The 19,486-nt window shown below is 34.0% G+C and carries 13 protein-coding genes; 4 read left to right on the forward strand and 9 right to left on the reverse strand.

Annotated elements, in window-relative coordinates; translation table 11 throughout:
• Positions 1 to 174: 174 nt before the first annotated feature.
• A complete protein-coding gene (locus PTSHG_RS04695; protein WP_019107735.1) occupies positions 175 to 750 on the reverse strand; it encodes a nitroreductase family protein in 576 nt (191 codons plus the stop codon).
• Between the two features lie 64 nt (positions 751 to 814).
• Positions 815 to 2,560 carry an ABC transporter ATP-binding protein gene (locus PTSHG_RS04700; RefSeq protein ID WP_019107736.1) on the reverse strand — a complete coding sequence of 582 codons (1,746 nt, stop codon included), beginning with the start codon at positions 2,558 to 2,560 and terminating at the stop codon, positions 815 to 817.
• 134 nt (positions 2,561 to 2,694) lie between these two features.
• Here PTSHG_RS04700 and murJ point away from each other — a divergent pair, with 134 nt between their 5' ends.
• From murJ to PTSHG_RS04720, 4 genes are all read left to right on the forward strand, one after another.
• The gene (murJ, locus tag PTSHG_RS04705; RefSeq protein ID WP_019107737.1) at positions 2,695 to 4,296 is read left to right on the forward strand and encodes a murein biosynthesis integral membrane protein MurJ; all 1,602 of its coding nucleotides are present in this window, start codon (positions 2,695 to 2,697) and stop codon (positions 4,294 to 4,296) included.
• A gap of 128 nt (positions 4,297 to 4,424) precedes the next feature.
• On the forward strand, positions 4,425 to 5,741 hold the full coding sequence (locus PTSHG_RS09775) for a hypothetical protein (protein WP_019107738.1): 1,317 nt from the start codon (positions 4,425 to 4,427) through the stop codon (positions 5,739 to 5,741).
• A 143-nt stretch (positions 5,742 to 5,884) separates the two neighbouring features.
• Positions 5,885 to 6,355, forward strand: a complete 471-nt coding sequence (locus PTSHG_RS04715; protein ID WP_019107739.1) for an HD domain-containing protein — start codon at positions 5,885 to 5,887, stop codon at positions 6,353 to 6,355.
• Positions 6,352 to 7,080, forward strand: a complete 729-nt coding sequence (locus PTSHG_RS04720) for a putative ABC transporter permease (RefSeq protein WP_019107740.1) — start codon at positions 6,352 to 6,354, stop codon at positions 7,078 to 7,080. The genes PTSHG_RS04715 and PTSHG_RS04720 overlap by 4 nt, the downstream gene beginning before the upstream one ends.
• 50 nt (positions 7,081 to 7,130) lie before the next feature.
• Here PTSHG_RS04720 and pyk read toward each other — a convergent pair whose 3' ends face one another.
• The 7 genes from pyk to mfd form a co-directional block, all read right to left on the reverse strand.
• The gene (pyk, locus tag PTSHG_RS04725) at positions 7,131 to 8,864 is read right to left on the reverse strand and encodes a pyruvate kinase (protein ID WP_019107741.1); all 1,734 of its coding nucleotides are present in this window, start codon (positions 8,862 to 8,864) and stop codon (positions 7,131 to 7,133) included.
• 8 nt (positions 8,865 to 8,872) lie between these two features.
• Positions 8,873 to 9,826 (reverse strand): ATP-dependent 6-phosphofructokinase, encoded by a 954-nt coding sequence (locus PTSHG_RS04730; RefSeq protein WP_019107742.1) that lies wholly within the window; start codon positions 9,824 to 9,826, stop codon positions 8,873 to 8,875.
• 6 nt (positions 9,827 to 9,832) lie between these two features.
• Entirely contained in the window at positions 9,833 to 13,258 is a 3,426-nt protein-coding gene (locus tag PTSHG_RS04735; RefSeq protein WP_019107743.1) for a DNA polymerase III subunit alpha, read from the reverse strand.
• Positions 13,259 to 13,467: 209 nt separating this feature from the next.
• Positions 13,468 to 13,734: an HPr family phosphocarrier protein gene (locus tag PTSHG_RS04740; protein ID WP_019107744.1), complete on the reverse strand. Its 267-nt coding sequence runs from the start codon at positions 13,732 to 13,734 to the stop codon at positions 13,468 to 13,470.
• A 1-nt stretch (position 13,735) separates the two neighbouring features.
• Positions 13,736 to 14,671, reverse strand: coding sequence for a DNA-binding protein WhiA (gene whiA / locus PTSHG_RS04745; protein ID WP_019107745.1), 936 nt, complete (start codon positions 14,669 to 14,671; stop codon positions 13,736 to 13,738).
• 203 nt (positions 14,672 to 14,874) lie between these two features.
• Positions 14,875 to 15,960, reverse strand: a complete 1,086-nt coding sequence (locus PTSHG_RS04750) for a peptidylprolyl isomerase (protein ID WP_019107746.1) — start codon at positions 15,958 to 15,960, stop codon at positions 14,875 to 14,877.
• A 46-nt stretch (positions 15,961 to 16,006) separates the two neighbouring features.
• Positions 16,007 to 19,486 carry a transcription-repair coupling factor gene (mfd, locus tag PTSHG_RS04755; RefSeq protein ID WP_019107747.1) on the reverse strand — a complete coding sequence of 1,160 codons (3,480 nt, stop codon included), beginning with the start codon at positions 19,484 to 19,486 and terminating at the stop codon, positions 16,007 to 16,009.

Raw genomic sequence — 19,486 nt, forward strand, 5'->3', positions numbered from 1 at the left:
AGGGAGACATACTTTTCCCGAGACAGCATTACCTGTCCTGGTCCAAAGGGTTTAAGGATAAACCTAATCTCAGCAAAAGCTCCCCTGATACTTTTATTATAGTCATAAGAATTTTTTATTACAAGGGCCAGTTAAAAGAAAAAAGTAGACTCTCGCCTACTTTTTATATTACCTTTATTCAATTACTCTTAAAATTTCATCAATAGGCTTTTTATCCTTTTTTTCTGGTTCTTCTTCGATTTTTCCAAAGGGCATTTCTGCAATAAGTTCCCATGAGTCAGGAATTTCATATAATTCCTTTACCCAAGAGTCAATAACAGGATTGTAATGTTGATTGCTTGCTCCAATTTCTTCATCTCTAAGAGCTTGCCAAATATTTAGCTGAATCATGGCAGCTGAATGGTGTCCCCAAGTTTCAAAATATTCTTTGTAGGAAGGCATATCTTTTTCTTGGGACTTAATTTCATCCTTGTCCATAAAAATTAGTGCAGTTCCCTTGGCATGATAAAATCCATGGAACTTTTCTTCATTAATTTTATTGTCAAAAGTTTCATTAACTCTCTTCCAAAAGTCCTTTGAATTGTCATCAAAAAGCAAGAGGACTCTAGTTGTTTGTGAATTCATGTGTGATGGAGTTGTGTTTAAGACATCCTCAATTAAATATTTTATCTCTTCATTGGACAGTTCTACATTCTCTGACAAATTGTAATAAGACCTTCTCTTTTTAATAATTTCTATATAATTTTGCATAATACACCTCGCTATTGTCTTCTTATTTTTATACTTAGTAAGATAATACCCCAAACTTTATTTATTATTCTAATCTGCCACCCTTAGTGTAGAGGTTGTAATAATAAGCCTTCTTTTCCATTAGCTCTTTGTGACTTCCTCTCTCAACAATACCGTCTCTTGTCATTACAATAATTAAATCTGCATTTTGAACTGTTGTAAGTCTGTGGGCAATAGTTATAGTAGTCCTTCCCTTGGAAAGTTTTTCTATGGAATCTTGGACCACAATTTCACTTTTGTTGTCAAGAGCAGAAGTTGCTTCGTCTAAAATTAAAATTGGTGGATTTTTTAAAAAGACTCTTGCAATGGAAATTCTCTGTTTTTGTCCACCAGATAATTTTACTCCACGCTCTCCAACATAAGTGTCAAAACCATCAGGCAAATTTTTTATAAATTCATAGGCCCCTGCAAGTTTTGCCGCTTCAATAATTTCTCTTTCACTAGCATCGCTTTTACCGTAGCCAATATTGTCTCTAACTGTACCAGAAAATAAATAAACATCCTGTTGTACAATGCCAATATTTTCTCTCAAAGATTTTATTTTTATGTCTCTGACATCAATTCCATCAACTGTAACAGATCCACTATTAACATCATAAAACCTTGGGATGAGATTGCAAATTGTAGTCTTTCCTGCACCACTTGGCCCAACTATGGCAAGTTTTTCGCCCTGAGTGATGTCAACAGAAAAATTATCCAAAACTTTGCCTTCTCCCTTTCCATAAGAAAAGTCCACATGATTAAAGGAAATCTCTCCCTTAACATTTTTAATTTCAAGGGAATCTTCCTTGTCCAAAATGTCAGATTCAATGGACATAATCTCTGCGAATCTTTCAATGCCTGTCATTCCCTTTTGGAACTGTTCAGTAAATTCAATAATTCTTCTAACAGTAGCAAGAAGTGATTGGATAAACATTACATAGACGATTAAGTCCTCTGGACCAATTTCTCTCTTCATTAAAAAGTAGCCGCCACTTGCAATTAAAATCAAATACATTAGTCCATCGAAAATTCTATTAACTGTGTTAAAGCCAGCCATAGACTTGTAATATCTCTTTTTGATGCCAAGAAATTTATTGTTCTCGTGAGTAAATTTCTTGCTTTCCACCTCTTCATTGGCAAAGGACTTTACAACCTTTATGCCAAGAAGAGAATCTTCAATAGCTGAATTTAAGTTCCCAATGTGAACTCTTTGCTCCTTTTGTGCCCTTCGCATTTTATTTCTAAAGTGTCCAGAAAAATATATCATAAGTGGAATCATAATATAAATTAAAATAGTCATCTTCACATTAATTGTAAGAAGAATAATTAAGGAAATAATTATTTTTATAGCTCCAATAAAATATTCTTCGGGACAATGGTGGGCAAACTCTGTTATGTCAAAGAGGTCGTTTGTAATCCTTGACATAATGACGCCAACCTTTGTCTCATTATAAAAAGTATCAGAAAGAGATTGGAGATGAGCATATAGGTCTCTTCTCATATCTGTCTCTATGCGAGCACCCATTATGTGCCCAATACTTGTCATAAAATATTGAGCCACTACTTCTACTGTCTTTATTCCTATATAAATTAGTGAGAGCTTTAATATAAAGTCAGAAGTAATTAAAGCTATGTCCTCCATTCCCCTGCTTGTAAGTGCACGAAGAAGAAGTGGCAAAATCATTTCACTTGCAGTAGTAAGCCCCGCACAAAATAAATCCAAGAAAACTGTCATTCTGTATTTATTAAAATAGGGCAGAACTTTTTTTATCAAATTTCTATTTTTCATTTTTCCTCCCTTAATCATTTTTATAATAATAATAACACATAATTACCTTTCTTTAAAACCGCAGAAATCTACCTTACTTGACATAAAAATTTAAACAAATTATAATTTTATAAGACTTATAAAGGAGATTTTAAATGGAAAATAAAAGTAGCGCAGGCTCAAGAATTGCAAAATCCACTATTGCCATAATTGTCTTTTTATTAATTGGAAAAGTTTTTGGTTTTTTTAGAGAATCACTGACTGCTTCTGTCTTTGGGGCAGGAAAAGAAATGGATGCCTTTTCTCTTGCACAGGCTGCAACAGCAATGATTGCAGGTTTTGTAACACAAGCAATAGCAACAACTTATATACCTTCTGCCCAAAAAGCAGAAAGCGATCATGGCCCAAGTAGAAAAAATTATTTCACAAATAACTTGTTAATGGTTACATCACTTGTGTCCTTTTTCCTAATAATTCTTGGAATTCTTTTTCCAAATCAAATTGCACTTTTAACTGCATCACAAGCTGATCCAGAAACATATGCAATTGTAGTTAAATTAATACAAGTTGGCATGCCCGTTGTATTATTCTCTTCTTGGGTTGGAGTAATGGAAGGCTACTTGCAACATGGAGGTAAATTTGCAGCAACTGGTGCCATTGCCATTCCACTTAACTTAACCTATATAATATATCTTGCATTATTTTCTCGTCATGTAGGTATAATGGGTCTTACTATTGCATCAGTCCTAGGAATACTTGCACAATTTTTATTTTTGCTACCAAATGCAATGAAAATTGGTTATAGACCTAAATTTGTGGCAGACTTTAAAGATGAATATGTAAGAGAAGCAATCGTCCTTGCCCTTCCAGTTTTTGTTTCTGTTTCAGTTAACGACATAAACACAATTGTAAATAGAAACCTTGCATCAGGTATGGGCGAAGGTGCAGCCTCAATTTTATACTACTCAAATAAAATGAACACAATGATTATTGGGATTTTCATAACTGCAATAACTGCCATAGTTTTCCCAATCCTTACAAAAACTTTGGGATCAGGAGATATGAAGCTTGGCAAAAAAGTTATGAACGCATCAATAAAAACAGTTTTATTTATAACAGTACCAGCGACTGTTGGGCTAATAATTTTGGCAAGACCAATAATAGAAATTGCCTTTGTACGTGGTTACTTTACACCAGCCGATGGTGTTGCTGCAACTTCAACGCTTAGATTTTATTCCCTATCACTTATTTCAATTTCAGTAATAAATGTACTAAATAGAATTTATTATTCCATTGAAGACACAAAGACGCCTTTCTATGTTGGCGTGACTAATGTGGCAATAAATGTAGGCTTAAACCTTTTGGTAGCAAGACACTATGGTACAAATGGACTTGCGGCATCAGTTTCCATTGCAACAACACTTGCACTTTTTATTTCCTTCATACTATTAAAAAGGAAAATTGGAAATCTTGGAACAAAGTCCTATATAAGAGCTTCAATAAAAACTTTTATGGCATCACTTGCCATGGGACTTGTGACTTTATCCTACTTCCCTTATGAAAAACTAATAATGTCCTTTACAAATGGAAGAATCCAAACACTATTGAGACTAATACTCCTTATGCTAATAGTCTTTATAGCAGCTTGTGTCTATGTCCTCTGCCTATATCACTTAGGTGTGCGTGAAGTTCGCGACATATCAAAAATTGTTAAAGATAAAATCGAAAATAGAAAATTAAAAAGTATAGAAAGTTAATTATTTTGGCTCGAGAAATCGAGTCTTTTTTTATTAAAACTTTTTTAAATTTTTTTATAAATTTATCAAGTTAATGTATTTATTTTCTATTTAAGTGGTATAATATAACTTAATTGGAGGTGTTTATTATGGGCGGTTTAATAGTTGTTGTCATTATTGTGATCCTTTGCTTTATCATTTGGAAAAAGAATCAAGGCAAAAATACTCCTGCTGCGAAAAAATCTATAGAAAATAGAGAAAAGCCAGCTGATGAAAAGCTACATAAGGAAGAAGATCTTAAAAACCTTGAAGATTCTGTAAAATCTTTTGAAGTAAGAGAAGAACAAAAATACGATGGTTCTAGGAAAAAGGATCGTGGCAAAAAGAGAAGAGAAAAGAGAAGGGCAGAAGCTGAAGAGATAAAAGAAGCACCTGCTACAAAAATTGAAGATAAAAAAGTTGAAGCTAAAGCTGAAGTTAAAAAAGAAACTGTAAAACCAGTTGAAAAAACTGAAGTTAAAACTGAAAAAGCTCCAGAAAAAATTGAAACTAAGGCTGAAAAGTTTGAACCAAAGATAGAAGAGGCTAAGGCAAAAGTTAATGAGCCTGTGAAAAAGCTTGAGCCTAAGGTTGATAAAGTCGAAGCTAAGGCTGAAATTAAAAAAGAAACTGTAAAACCAGTTGAAAAAACTAAAGTTAAAACTGAAAAAGCTCCCGAAAAAACTGAAGCTAAGGTTGAAAAGATTGAACTAAAAATAGAAGAAACTAAGGCAAAAGTTAATGAACCTGTGAAAAAGCTTGAACCTAAGGTTGATAAAGTCGAAGCAAAGCCTGAAATTAAAAAAGAAACTGTAAAACCAGTTGAAAAAGCTCCAGAAAAAACTGAAGCTAAGGTTGAAAAGGTTGAAGCAAAGATAGAAGAGGCTAAGGCAAAAGTTAATGAACCTGTGAAAAAAGTTGAGCTAAAGGTTGAAAAAGTTGAAGAAAAGCCTGAGGCTAAAGAAAAAATTGATAAGCCAGTGGAAAAACCACAACCACAAAAAATTATTTCTACTAACGAAAAATACAGCGACATTATAAAAGCCCTTAGCGAAAATCCTTGGGATCTTGCAAGTGAAAAGATAAACATCAAAGTAGAAGACCTTAAAACTAAAAAACCTTTAGATGAAAATTATTCAGTTGAAGATCTTAAAAAATCACTTACAAGAGAAAACTTATCTGAATTTTTAAATATGGTAAAGACTAATCCAACAATCTTAAAGAGAAAAGACAATATGACTTACGAATTTACAGTTAAAAGTGCAGATGAAATCAAAAAAATTGCAGATAGATATTCTCTAACTTCTTCTAATTTTGAAAAGGCAAGTTCTGTAATCACTGTTGACAAAGAAAACTTTAAGTTGTTAGAAGTCACAGATATTTTGACAGATGGCGAAAAGAGAATTTACTTTGAAACAAAATTTTAGTAATATATAAAAGTCATAGCAATATGACTTTTATTTTTTTTGCAAAAATATTTAAAGCAAAAAATTTTAAATGTCTTAAAAATTTAACAAAACCTTTGAAATAATTTTACTTTTATAGATTAGAATAAGACTGAGGAGATTTTATGAATAACAAAGAAAAACTTGAAGAAATCATCGCCTTCCTAAGTGAGAACACGCGATTTGATGAAACAAAAAATTTCATACAGCATGGCAACACTTCTGTCTACACTCATGTTATTTCTGTTGCAAAAAAATCCATTGAGATTGCAGAAAAATACAATTTGGATGTGGACATGGACTCCATGATAAGGGGTGCCCTTCTTCATGACTATTTCCTATACGATTGGCACGATGGCAAAAAGGAAAGGTGGATTCATGGCTTTACTCATCCCATGAAGGCTTATAAGAATGCTAAGAGTGAATTAAATCTCAATAGACTTGAGAGAGATATTATAATAAAGCACATGTTCCCCCTAACTATTATTCCCCCAAGGTATTTGGAATCTTGGATTGTAACTTGTGCTGACAAATATGTTTCTGCTGTGGAAACTGTTTCGTCAAGATTTGTGAAAGTAGGTTTTGAAAATTTATGAAAATTTCAGAATTATATCTAATATTTTTTATCTACTCTTTTATTGGCTGGTGCTGGGAGAGTTTCCCCTGTTCCACTATTGAGCTAGATAGATTTTATAACAGAGGATTTCTTATTGGTCCATCTTGCCCCATCTATGGCATTGGCGCAACACTTTCTTACTTGATGCTTAAAAATTTTGAATCAAACTTTTATATTTTTCTTTACTCAGCATTTTTATCATGCACAATTGAGTACATCATAGGATATTTTTTGGAAAGATTTTTTCACAAAAAATGGTGGGACTACAGTGCCTATCCATTCCAAATTAAAAGTAGAGTTTGCCTATATGGCTTATTAATTTTTGGCGTTGCCAATATAGTAATTGTCAAGTACCTAACACCTATTATGTTGCTCTTCTTCTCTGCTGCAGATGACAAGGTAATCGAAACTACAGTTTCTGTATTTTCTTTCCTATTTGTAGGAGATCTTATCTTGACACTAAATCACTTGCTTGGACTTTCTTCTAAGTTGGAAAAAATTTATTATGCCCTTGATGAAAAAAGTGAAAATTATTTTAACTATCTAAATGAGTCAGATCGCCTAGCAAATTTAAAATTAATGTCTGAATCAAAAAAGTTTAAGGTAAAATTTGAAAATTTTAATTCAAATCTAAAGGACAGAGAAGAAAATTTAAAAAGAATTAATTACACAAAAATAAAAGACCTCTTTAGTGATAATTTTTAATAATCACTAAAGAGGTCTTTTTTTTTGCAAATTTTTATTATATAAAGTTTTTATCTTCTAACAGTGCCATCCATTGGCTCTATTGTTATCAAGTCTCCAGTATTTATTTTTTCTGTAATATCTTTTACGCCAACTATGGCAGTCTTGCCGAGAGAAATTGCCGCTACTGCTCCATTTGATGTGAAGCCTGCCTCTTCTGTTATAAATCCAGAGGATTTTTCCATGTAAGGAATCATCCTGCCGTCAGTTCCCATGCAAACTATGATGTCCTTGGTCTTAAAGTCTCTTTCTAAATCTTCAATTGTATTTGCAACTACGGCTCTTGCCTTCTTTTTCTTTTTGCCAATAGCTGTGCCTCTTCCCAAAATTTCTGATACTGTTTCAATTTTAAGAAGATTAGTTGAACCAGCTATCCCTGTAGGCACTCCTGCTGTTAAAACTACTAAGTCTCCAGATTTTAAGAAGCCCTTTGTGACAGCAACTTCCATTGATGCGTCAATTAAATTGTCTGTGTCCTTGAAGTTTAAAACTTTTACAGGAGAGATGCCCCATACAAGACTAAGTTGATTTTTAACTTTTTCAAAGGGTGTGGATGCAATTATTGGAGTCTCTGGTCTAAATTTTGCAATGGCTCTTGAAGTGTTGCCCGAAGTTGTCGCTGTGATTATAGCCTGAGCACCAAGGTCTCTTGCAATTACGCAGGCACTTTTTCCTATGGAATTTGTCATGGAATTTTCCACATCCCTAATTCGACTTTCCAAGATTTCATCGTGGTCAATAGTATTTTCTGTGTATTCCAAAATTTTTCTCATTGTAACAACTGACTCAATTGGATATTTGCCACTTGCAGTTTCTCCTGAAAGCATAACAGCACTTGTCCCATCAAGGACTGCATTGGCAACATCATTTGTTTCTGCACGAGTTGGTCTTGGATTTCTAATCATGGAGTCAAGCATTTGCGTTGCAGTGATTACACTTTTTCCAACTATGTTACATTTTTTTATAATTTCCTTTTGCACAATTGGCACTGCCTCTGTCTCGATTTCAACGCCCAAATCTCCCCTGGCAACCATAATTCCGTCAGAAACTTCTATTATCTCGTCAATTAATTCCACTGCCTTTTGAGATTCAATCTTGGAAATAATTTTTGTAGTGTAGTCCCTTTCTTCTTCAAGAACTTTTCTTATGGCGAGGACATCTTCTCTAGACCTTACAAAGGATGCCGCTATAAAATCAATATCTTCCTTCACTCCAAATTTTATATCGTCAATGTCTCTTCCAGTTAGGGCTGGAAGATTTAAGTTGGCTCCAGGCACATTTACTCCCTTGTGAGATGAAATTGCACCAGAATTTTTTACTTCTGTAACTATTTCTTCTCCACGAATTTCTTTCACAAGAAGCTCCACAAGTCCATCATCAATTAAAATCTTGTCGCCCTCTTTTACATCCTTGTAGAGTTCCTTATAGGATATACTAGAAATTTTCTCATTTCCAAGTAAATCCTTGTTAGTTAAAATAAATTCTTCGCCACTTTGAAGAACCACTTCTCCATTAACTTCTCCAAGTCTAATTTCTGGTCCTTTTGTATCAAGCATTATGCCAATAGGAAGATCCATTTCCCTTCTCAATTTTTTTATCCTATCAATTTTTATCTTGTGTTCCTCGTGGCTTCCATGAGAAAAATTTAGTCTTGCAAGGTTGACTCCCTCTGTGAATAATTGCCTTAACACTTCTTCACTTTCACTTGCCGGTCCAATTGTAGCAACTATTTTTGTCTTTTTCATAAAACACCTCATATTGAAACAGTTTTTAGTATATCTAATAAATCTTTTCTAAAAACTTTTTTAACTTCAAAAATTTCGTCAAAGCTCATGGTCATTGCTTTTCCATCTTTAAATCCAAGGGCTAAAGAATTTCCTTTTTTTGCTTCTTTTACTGACAAGTAGCCAAGCTCTGATGCCAAAATCCTGTCAAAAATGCTTGGTGCTCCTCCCCTTTGGATATATCCAAGAACAGTAACCTTTGTGTCAATTCCAGTTAAGTTTTCAAATTTCTCTGCAAAGTCAAAGGCAGAGCCACAGCCTTCAGCCATAATAATTATATGATGTCTCTTGCCTCTGTTTTTTCCCATGATTGCCTTCTCAGCTATTTCATTTATATCCATGGGAATTTCTGGCACTATAATGGACTCTGCTCCAGATGAAACTCCAGAGTAAAGAGCAATGTCGCCGCATTCTCTTCCCATTACTTCAACTATATTTGCCCTACCATGTGATTCCGTTGTATCTCTTATGTGACTAATTGCTTCAGTAACAGTTTCCACTGCCGTCATAAATCCTATGGTAAAATCTGTGTAGGCAAGGTCATTGTCTATGGAACAAGGAATGCCAATAACATTTATGCCTCTATCCATAAGCATTTTTGCTCCTCTAAGACTGCCATCGCCTCCAAGGACAATTAGGGCATCAATTTCAAAAATTTTTAGTGAAGAAATTGCCTTCTCTAAGCCCTCTTCTGTCATAAATCTTTCAGACCTTGAAGTAGATAAAATTGTTCCTCCTCTTTGTATTATGTCGGCAACAGAAGACTGAACTAATTTTTCAAACTTAGCATCAATTAAGCCTTCGTAACCTCCACTTATGCCAAAAACTTCTATTCCTTCGTATATACAAGTCCTAGTCACTGCTCTTATTGTGGCATTCATGCCTGGAGCATCGCCGCCACTTGTTAAAATTGCAATTCTCATAAACACCTACTTTAAAATAATTTTATCTCTACTCTTTGTAAACACTGCTAATTTATCTTGAATTTCTGTAAAAGATTTTTCATCAATCCACAAATTTGATTCAGTCCCAAAGGCCCTCCTCGTCTCTTCTTCAAAAAATATTACAGGAGTGCTACCTTCATATTCTCTTAAAATATTTTTCATTTCGCCAAGTTTTTCATTTTTCATAGAATCAATGGAAATGTATAATTTATTTTTTGTGGGCATCTTAATCTTTGAAATAGCATCCACTAAAATTTTTGGTTCTTCAACTTCTGACTCTTGAAAATGTCCTTCTATAAAGACCATATTTTCATCTTCAATTAAATCCTTGTACTTTGAAAATACATTTGGAAAAATAACAAGCTCAATTGTGCCAAAAAGATCTTCTAGGGCTGCAAAAGCCATCATCTTGTTGTTCTTTGTAATCATAGTTTTTTTTGCCTTTAAAATCCCACCGACTTTTACCTTGCTAGTCCTCAAGAGATTTTCTCTATACTTCTCAAAAATTTGGTTAGTATTAATATTTGTAGACTTCTCAATTAATTCTCTATAAGGGTCAAGGGGATGACCAGAGATATACATGCCAATGACTTCCTTTTCCATGTCAAGCTTGTCCTTTTGCCTAAAGTCTCTTAGTTCAGGCAAATCTTCATGAAAGGATGTCTCTTCGAAAAGAGAAAATTGTCCAAGGACATTATTCTTTGCAGTATTAGATGAAGATGAGAGAACTGACTCATAAATGGCAAGGTACTGTGCCCTATTGCCCTCAAAATCGTCCATAGCTCCACACCTTATTAGAGACTCAAGAGCCCTTTTATTTAAGACAGACTTGTCAATTGCATTAATCCTATCTACAAAGTCCTTTAATGACTTATACTTACCCTTTTCTCTTGCCCTTACAATTACATCTATTAAGTTGTCGCCAACATTTTTTACTGCCTTTAGTCCAAAACGAATTTTATCTCCTTCAACTGTAAAGTTTTTAAAAGAATAATTTATATTTGGTGGCAAAATTTCTATGCCAAGTCTCTTTATCTCTTCGATGTATAGACTTACCTGCTTGATGTCATTGGTGTAAGTGGAAATTTGTGCCGCCATAAATTCTCTTGGATAATAATATTTTAGCCAAGCAGTCCTGTAGGCAACTACTGAATAGGCAACTGAGTGAGACTTGTTAAAGGCGTAGTCGGCAAAATCTATAATCAAATCATAAATTTCATTGGCAGCCTTTTCATCAACTCCATTGGCAATTGCCCCGCAAACTCCTTCGGCTGCGTTGCCATAGATAAAATTTTGCCTTTCCTCTTCCATGACCTTCATCTTTTTCTTGGAGATGGCACGTCTTACTATGTCGGCTCTGCCAAGAGAGTAGCCACCAATTTGCTGAACGATTTGCATTACCTGCTCTTGGTAAACAATACAGCCGTAGGTGGACTTTAGTATTGGCTCAAGCTTTGGATGAAGGTAAGAAATTTTACTCTTGTCATGCTTTGATGATACAAATTTTGGAATTTGCTTCATTGGTCCTGGTCTAAAGAGGGCATTGGCTGCAACTAAATCTAAAAATTCGTCTGGCTTTAACTCTTTCAAAAAGGCTCTCATGCCAGAGGATTCAAATTGAAATACTCCAAGAGTTTCTGATTTTGCAAACATCTTTAAGACATCTGGGTCATTGTAGTCAAACTTTTCAAAGGAAATAGTCTTGCCCTCATTTTCTCTTATTAAATTTATTGCATCTCGAATGACAGTTAAAGTTCTAAGTCCCAAGAAGTCCATCTTTAGTAGACCAAGCTCTTCAAGTTCAATCATATTAAACTGCGTTGCAATTATCTTGTCGTTACGAGTTAGGGGCACATACTCTGTCAGCTCATCTTTTGAAATCACAACACCTGCTGCATGAGTTGACGTGTGCCTTGGAAGACCTTCCAGCTTTAATGCCATATCAATTAATAATCTTGAGTCCTCTTCAGAGTCATAAATCCCCTTAAAAGTTTCAGAAATTTCCAGAGCTTTTTCAATAGTCATGTTGAGTACCTGTGGAACTTGCTTTGCAATGTAGTCCACCTTGGCATAGGACATATCAAGGGCTCTACCCACATCTCTTATGGCATTTCTCGCCGCCATTGTTCCAAAGGTTGCTATTTGTGCAACATGGGAGTCGCCATACTTTCTGTTGACATATTCAATAACTTCTTCACGCCTTTCATAGCAGAAGTCGATGTCAATATCAGGCATGGAAACTCTCTCTGGATTTAAAAATCTTTCGAATAGGAGGTCAAACTTTAGGGGGTCAACATCTGTTATGCCAAGGCAAAAAGAAATTACGCTACCAGCAGCTGAACCTCTACCCGGTCCAACTTGTATTTCGTGTTTTCTCGCATACCTAATAAAGTCCCAAACTATTAAAAAATAATCCACGAAGCCCATATTTTTTATGGTATTAAATTCAAAATCAAATCTTTCTTTTATCTCATCAGTTACATTTTCATAGCGAGCATACATTCCATCAGTAGCAAGTTTTTTTAAATAGTCCTCGTGAGTGTAGCCCTCTGGCACAGTAAATTCAGGCAAATGTTGCTCATGAAACTTTATATCAACATTGCATCTCTTGGCAATTTTAACAGTATTCTCTAGAGCATCTTTATTTTCTGGAAAAATTGCCGCCATCTCATCTGGAGATTTCAAATAAAATTCATCTGATGGGAACTTCATCCTATTTTCTTCGTTAATAGTTTTGCCCGTTTGAATACACAAGAGGACATCGTGACTCTTTGCATCATCCTTGTTTAAGTAGTGAACATCATTTGATGCTATAAGTGGAATGTTTAGGTCCTCTGATAATTTTACAAGTTCACGATTTACACGAGCTTGTTCTGGCATGCCATGGTCTTGAAGCTCCAAGAAAAAATTATTTTCTCCAAAGATTTCTCTGTATTCAAGGGCAGCAGATCTTGCAGCTTCTAAGTCTCTATCTAAAATAAATCTCTGCACTTCGCCTCCAAGGCAAGCTGATGTGGCAATTACTCCCTTAGCATATTTTTTTAAAACATCCTTATCAACTCTTGGCTTGTAATAATATCCCTCAACAAAACCTAGAGAGACTATTTTCATAATATTTTTGAAGCCTTCATTGTTCTCTGCCAAGAGAATTAAATGAAACCTCTTGTTGGTCTTGTCCTTTATGGTCATGTCCTTCTCAGATACATAAACTTCGCAGCCCAAAATTGCTTTAATGCCTTCATCTTTGCAGGCTTTGTAAAAGGCAATAGCACCATACATATTGCCATGGTCTGTTAGGGCAACTGCATCCATGCCAAGTTCTTTAACTCTTTTTGGCAAAATATTTATTCTAGTTGAGCCGTCTAAAAGAGAATACTCGCTGTGAAGATGCAAATGCACAAAATTATTCATAGAATCATCCTTTAATCTATATCTAAATCTTTTTTTAATCTTGAAAATTTTTTAATCCTTAAAAACTTTTCATTTCACAAGACAATTTCTTTTGGAAATTTTTTATAACTTATAAACAAATCTTAGCTATATTTTATCAAAGCAAGGAAACAAATAAAAGGACATGAAAAAAGAGTTTCGTAAAAAGCGAAACTCTTAAAAAAGTACCATTAAAGATTTATAAATTCTTTTTCAACTATGTAAGACAGTCTTGCAACAGCTTCTTCTTCATCGGCGCCTTCAGCTTCAATAACTATCTCTTCTCCAGAAAAAGCACCAAGAGACATTATCCCAATAATGCTCTTGCCATTGACTTTATCATCATGAGCCTCTAAATTAATGTCAGATGCAAACTTATTTGCTTCTCTGACAAAAAGTGCAGCAGCTCTTGCATGAAGTCCGTCGCTATTATTAAGTACAACTTTTTTACTTGTCATTTCATACACCCCTCAACTTGTTTGCAATATTCCTAAGTTTTTTAAATCTATAATTAACAGTGGACTTTGAGACTTTAGGCTCTAATGAATTTGCAATGTCATTTAAACTCATAGACCTATTATTAAGTCTTAAAATCGCAATAGCTTTAAGTTCCTCGTCTAAATTCTTTATACCAATTTCTCTATCAATTAACTTAATGTCTTCAACTTGGTCATAAGAAGACTTCACAGTTTTGTTTAAATTTGCAGTTTCACAATTTACAATTCTGTTGACATTGTTTCTCATTTCTTTTATAACTCTAATATTTTCATACTTCAAAACGGAGTTATAAGCACCAATGAGAGATAGAAAATCTGAAATTTTTTCCGAGTCCTTAATGTAGACTATGTACTTTTCCTTTCTCATAATAATCTTAGAATTAAATCCAAATTCATTAATTACATCCATAAGAAAATATGCGTTGGATTCGTTTTCAGAGACAAATTCCAAATGATATCCCTTATTTGGGTTTGTAATCGAACCTGAACCCATAAAGGCACCGCGTATATATGCCTTTTTCTCATTCACAGTTTTTATGAGATCAGTGGGCACATAATTTATCATAAATACGCTTGCACCCTTTATATATTTTAACTCATCAAGTAACAACCTGCAAGACTCATCTTGAGATATATAGATAATAAATACATTTTTTTTAAGTTGAGTTGACCTTACATTTTTTACTTCAACATCAAATCCAAAGGATCTTCTCAAAAAAGTAAAAATTCTTCTCGCCACAGGGGCATTTTCCGTGATATATTCCATGGAAATTTTATTATTTTTAAAGTTTAAAACTCCACACATAGGAGTGATGCCCGCAAGTTCAGATAGAATAATTTCATAATTATCAACTTTTATCTTTGCGACCTCATCCTTAACTTCAGATGAAAAACTCATGACTCCACCTCACTACTGAAATCCTTTTACCCTATTATAACAGATTTGAAAATTTATATTTACCTATAATTCCTTTATTAAAGTTTTTTAACTAATTTACATAATTTTAATAAAATAAAAAACCTGTTTGAGACTAAATTAATTTAACATTAATCTCAAGTCAGGTTTTAAATTATAAATTAAAATTCAAAAAATTTCAAATCTTATTTAGTTTTGTTTTCTGCTTTTGCATTTGCCTTAGCATTAGCTTCTTTGTTAGCAGTTTTGTTTTCAGCCTTTGCATTAGCTTTTACATTTGCAGCTTCATCTTCTTTTGCTATTTTTCCAAAGTTTTTGTATTCATCTGGAAGTTCAACTTCCTTTGAAGTGTCAACAAAAGATTTAATTTTTGCATCTTTCTTAACCTTGTCGATATATTCTTTAAATTTATCTTGTTGAAGAGTTGCCTTTATTTGGTCTTTAACTGCATCAAATTCAAGAGGAGTTTTTTCGTCAAGTTTGATAATGTGGTAACCAAATTGAGTTTGAATTGGTTCAGAGATATCTCCTGCCTTCATCTTTGCAACTTGTTCATCGAAAGCTTGTACCATTTGACCATTTGTAAATTCGCCAAGAGAACCACCATTTTGAGCACTTCCTGTGTCCTTAGAGTTTTCTTTTGCAACCTTAGCAAAATCTTCGCCCTTTAAAATTTGTTTTCTTAGCACATTTGCTTCTTTTAAATCATCTACTAAAATGTGAGATGCCTTAGCCTTGTAGAATTTGTCCTTGTTGTCTTCATAATATTTTTTAACTTCTTCTTCAGTTGGTTCAAGTTCTTTTGTTTTTTCTTGAGTGTACTTGCCAACTAACATTTGATTCTTCATATTTTCAACAACATAATCCTTTGGAAGACCATTTTCTTCTAAGAACTTATTAAAAGCTTCTTCGCCGCCAAGTTGTGTTTGAATTTCTCCAATCTTTTTGTTTACTTCTTCATCTGTAACTGTAATTTTTGATTTTTCTGCATCTTGTTTTAATGCTTCAGTTGTTGTCAAGTCAGTGATTGCTTGTTCTCTTAAAAGTTCATCAGTAGATTTTTTTCCATCTGCTTTATTTGCAAGAACATCTTCGCCATACATTGAAATAAGTTGATTTACTCTGGCTGCATAAGATTTGTAGTAATCTTCCATTGGAATATCAACTCCACCAACTGTTGCTGCTACTCCTTCTTTTTTTCCATTACAAGCAACTAATGTCCCAGCAAGGGCAATAGCTACTGCTAATTTACTAAATTTTTTAAAATTCATAATTCTCTCCTTACTATATTTTTCTAAATAATAACTATATTATACACTACTTTTTAGATGTTTTTGTGTCCTTTTTGTGTAAATACAAAATAGTAACAAGTTTTTTAAGTTCATCTAGTGGATATTTTAACTTGGTAAGTATAATTTCATTCTCATCGCCCATTGAATAAGAAATATTTTCAAATTCATTATTCATTTCCATAATCGCTTCAAGAGAAACTTCTCCTTCTACTTTTATTCTATACTCTCCATTTTTTTCTGAAATAACAGATACATTTGCCCTTTGTGCCTTGTTTTTCAAAAGGGCAATGTCCATTAAGTTTGAAACTTCATCAGGAAAATCTGAAAATCTGTCGATTAACTCTTCTACTAAATCAGAGTAAGCCTCTTCTGTGTCAATTACAGAAATTTTTTTATAAATCTCAAGCCTTGTCTTGTCATCTTCAATATATTCTTTTGGTATAAAGGAATCCAGTTTTAAATCAATTGTTGTGTCAACTTTTTCTTCCACCTCAAGACCCTTTAACTTCATGACTGCATCTTTTAGGTACTTCATATATAAGTCATAGCCAATTTTCTCAATGTGACCAGATTGTCTTGAACCTAAAATCGAGCCAGAACCCCTTATCTCAAGGTCTCTCTCTGCAATTTTGTGACCTGAACCAAACTCAGTAAATTCTTTTATGGCTTGAAGTCTCTTTTGTGCAATTTCAGAAATTGATGTGGACCTATCGTAAGTGAAGTAGGCATAGGCAATCCTAGATGATCTGCCAATTCTTCCACGAAGCTGATAAAGTTGTGAAAGACCTAGGCGATTTGAATCTGTGATTATCATTGTGTTGGCATTTGGAACATCCATGCCTGTCTCAACAATCGTAGAGCAAACTAATACATCAATATTTCCCTCTATGAAGTCAATCATTGTATCTTCGAGAGCTTTTTCACTCATTTGACCATTTGCCATAGAAAAAGTCGCTTCGGGCACAAGTTTTCTTAATTCCAAGAGTTTATTTTCCATGTTAGAAACCTTGTTGTATAAGAAATAAACTTGTCCTCCTCTTTCAATTTCCTTTAAAATTGCCTCACGCACCATTAAATTGTTATATTCCAAGACATAGGTCTCAACAGGAAATCTCTCTTCTGGTGGCTCGTCGATTACGGACATATCCCTTATGCCAATCATGGACATTTGTAGGGTCCTTGGTATTGGCGTAGCTGTTAAAGTTAGTGTGTCCACATTTTCCTTTAACATCCTTAACTTTTCCTTGTGACGAACACCAAATCTCTGCTCTTCATCTATTATTAAAAGTCCCAAGTCTTTAAAATGAACATCTTTGGAAAGAAGTCTGTGAGTCCCGACTATTATGTCAATATTTCCATTTTTTAAGCCTTCAAGGTCTGATTTTTGGTCTTTCTTACTTCTAAATCTCGACAAAAGTCCAACCCCAACTGGGAAATTTTTAAATCTCTCCTTAATTGTGTTGTAATGTTGTTGGGCAAGAATTGTCGTTGGAACAAGTAGTGCCACTTGCTTGCCATCTAGGATTGCCTTAAAGGCAGCACGAAGAGCAACTTCAGTCTTGCCATATCCAACATCAGCACAGAGAAGTCTATCCATAGGCACTGGCTTTTCCATGTCCTCCTTTATCTCTTCAGAAGAAGTTAGCTGTCCACTTGTCTCTTCGTAGATAAAGGCATCTTCAAACTCTCTTTGGTACTGAGAGTCCTCGCTAAAGGCAAAACCCTTTGTATTTTCACGAGTTGCATAAAGTTTTATTAGCTCATCTGCCATGTCATCAATAGATTTCTTTGCGTGAGCCTTTTTCTTTTTCCAGTCGAGAGAATTTAATTTATTTACCTTGGGCTCTCTCTTGCCATCTTGGACATACTTATAAATTGAGTCAAGTGATTCAATCGGAAGAAATAATTTATCCTCGCCGCCATATTCAATAACAATGTAGTCCTTTTGTATTCCAGAGACAGCAAGTCTTGTTGTCCCCACATACTTGCCAACTCCATGAGCCTCGTGGACAACATAGTCCCCAATTTTTAAATCATCAAAATTTAAGGATTTTTTCTTGGCTGGCTTATTTTTTTTCTTCTTAGAAAAAGAGCCATAAATTTCAGAATAATTTATAAAGACAGTTCTTGAATCAGAAAACTCTATACCATCATTTAAAGCACCTGTTGTTACAACTAAATTGGCATACTTTTTAAAACTGCCAAAGTCCTTTGCAAGTTCTGGCGAATAACCAAGCTCTACTAAATGTTCAAAGAGTCTCTTTGCCCTTTTTTCTGTAGCACCAAGAAGAATTACCTTAAAATCATTTTTTGCATAATAGTCCAAATCTTCCTTAAATAGCTTTATCTTGGACATATAATTTGTAACGCTCTTTACCTTTATATTTACAATATCTTGTGGATTAAACATCTTAGGTGGCTTTAGAAGTGCGTTAAAAGTTATAAGGCTCTTTTCATTTAATTTATCTACAAGATCTTTGTAGGAGTAAAAAGTTTTTTCGTGAGACTTTGTCACTTCTCCATTTTCTATTAAGATGGCAAACTTTTCTCCATTTGAGACCAAAAGCTCATCTTCTCTTTCCACAATCCTCGTAGGCTCATCAATTAAAAAAATAAAATCATCTAAGTAATCTAAAAATGATGAAGTTTCATCCTCATCCACATAGGGAAGAATTAAGTCCTTGTTTAAAATACTCTCATCATTTTCTAGCCTATCTACATATCTCAAAAACTTTTCTGTAAGCCTATCTTTTTCTTTCCCTGTGAGTTTTGTCTTCGCTATATCCTTTTTTATCTTCTCAGCAATTTTTTTCTTATCATGGCTTTTTAAAATCAAATCTTCAATGGGAAAAATATTTATTTCCTCGTGCCTTTCAATAGACCTTTGACTTTCAATTTCAAAGCTTCTTATAGAGTCCACTTCATCGTCAAAGAGTTCAATCCTATAGTTTGCATCATAAGTTGCAATATCAATAATTGACCCTCTTATGGAAAATTGACCTAGACCTTCAACACTTGGAAATCTTTCATAACCCATTTCAATTAACTTTACTCTTAAATCTTCAAGAGAAATTTGTGCTCCAGACTTTATATTTATCTTATAGTTAGAAAATATTTCTCTCTTAGAAATTTTCGCTGTAAGAGCATTTAGTGTAGTCACAACAATATCTGCCTTGTCGCTAGAAACTTCTGCCATTGCCTCAAGTCTCTTCTTTGTGTTTTCCTTTGACTTTGAATCTCTGTCATAGAAGAAGACATCTTTTTCTGGATAGAGCACACATTTTTTTCTGGAAATACTTGAAATATCTTCATAAGCCTTTCGAGCAGTGACTCTATTTTGCGAAATTACGCAAACTTTTTTGCCAAGCTCATTAAAGGTAGGCGCAAAAAGAGAGAGCACTGCCTCTTCTGAACCAAATACAGCAGTGTTCTTTGAATTTTTTATTAAATTATCTAACTCTTTAAAAGACCTTAAATTCTTTACACTATCTATTAAAAAATTCAA

The organism is Peptoniphilus senegalensis JC140 (assembly GCF_000321025.1).
In the GTDB taxonomy this organism is placed as follows: Bacteria; Bacillota; Clostridia; order Tissierellales; family Peptoniphilaceae; genus Peptoniphilus_A; species Peptoniphilus_A senegalensis.